The following is a 1,424-nucleotide window of genomic DNA, read 5'->3' as shown; positions in this document are numbered from 1 at the left end:
TGACTCACACTCTGCCCATACACTTAGACTCACGAACAAAAACGACATCATCTACCGAATCGTTCAGATGGCTGAAATTTTAGACAAAGGCGCTAAAAAGGATCACTTTATGATCTGATATTACTCCGAAAAGGATTTCTCATGTCAGACAATATAGAGATGTTGCGACGCATTCTTGCTGAACAAAAAAAAATAACCGATCTCGTTCAACGAGCATCACCAAAATTTGAGATAGAGCGTGCATTGGCCTTAGTAGATCCTATGAGGCAATTTCACGACCAAAACGTATTTTATAGCAATATTGAAAAAGCCGTAGAAGCTGCAAAAAACCCAATAGCCCACTATTTCCAAGATGACGACTTCCAGAAAATTATAAACGGGCAGTCCGTCGCATTAGAGGTCGAAAAAGCTCAGCGAATGCTGGAGGAACAGCGTGCGCTGTTGAATTCTGCTTATGAGGTTGTTAAACAAACTGGGAACCAAGCATCCGAGCTTTTCACTTCCATAAGAAACCCTATCGACGAAATTATTCGATTTCATCAAAGCCATGATTACGAACGCATTACAGAGCTTACTTATAAAGAAATTAGCAGCTTCGTTGACCCTTTATACGAACGATTCAGAGATATAACTAGCTACATTAATGAGTTAGAGGAAGAAATAATCAACGCCCCTGATAAAAAGGGTGGAAGACGGTCTCCAAAAGAAATAGCTAAGTGGTTAATTGTAATTAGTTTAGCGCTAAATAACGTCGAGCAAATAGTGGACATATGGGGGTCATTCCAAAACCAACAAGGGACTAACACAACACTGTCCATAGATCTAAAAGGCAAAGGAAAAATCTTATTCGAGCAGCGTCAGGTTATATCTCAGAAGATAGGTCATGCTGTATCTGACGAATTTTACTCTGCAATAACAACAACTAAAGTTAAGTTACGATCAGGCCCGTCTACAAACAACGACAAACTTACCACCCTCCCCCCAAGAACCCACTTCCTTGTGACAGGAGAAAATGGGGAGTGGGCATCCGGCTTCGCTTCTTTAGAAGATGGTAGCTCTCAGCCTGGGTGGGTGCATACCAACCACCTAGTCAGAAGTCCTGACTAATATTCAAGAACTACACAGCAGCTTTCTTGCGTGCCTTCGGTTTTTTCTTTTCAACAGGCAGTAAAGAAGCGATCTTCTGGTACAGCTCAAACAGAAACGCCACCCTTTCCGCCTCAGTATCCCAGCTCTTTTTTCCACAGCTAGGTACATAAGCCGCATCCGCATCCACGGCTCGGTCGAGCGTCTTATAATCCCTTACATACCGCCACATTAATTTTCAGAATAGCTCCATACCATTGAACTCAAAATATGCCATTACCTCTTTTGGAGGAATCTCATCATCGTCATCTTTTAACCTAAACCAAATTTTCTTTTTA

2 protein-coding genes are annotated in these 1,424 nt (G+C 41.7%); one reads left to right on the top strand and one right to left on the bottom strand.

Annotated features, from left to right (window positions below; genetic code table 11):
• The first annotated feature begins 141 nt into the window (after positions 1-141).
• Positions 142-1,107 carry an SH3 domain-containing protein gene (locus Nant_RS07790; protein ID WP_054341086.1) on the top strand — a complete coding sequence of 322 codons (966 nt, stop codon included), beginning with the start codon at positions 142-144 and terminating at the stop codon, positions 1,105-1,107.
• A gap of 10 nt (positions 1,108-1,117) precedes the next feature.
• Here Nant_RS07790 and Nant_RS07785 read toward each other — a convergent pair whose 3' ends face one another.
• Positions 1,118-1,318, bottom strand: coding sequence for a hypothetical protein (locus Nant_RS07785; RefSeq protein WP_054341085.1), 201 nt, complete (start codon positions 1,316-1,318; stop codon positions 1,118-1,120).
• Positions 1,319-1,424: the final 106 nt, after the last annotated feature.

It is taken from the genome of Neptunomonas antarctica (assembly GCF_001305295.1).
Classification (GTDB): Bacteria; Pseudomonadota; Gammaproteobacteria; order Pseudomonadales; family Balneatricaceae; genus Neptunomonas; species Neptunomonas antarctica.
The sequence above is the reverse complement of the archived record's forward strand: the minus strand, read 5'-3'. Positions and strand labels throughout refer to the sequence as shown.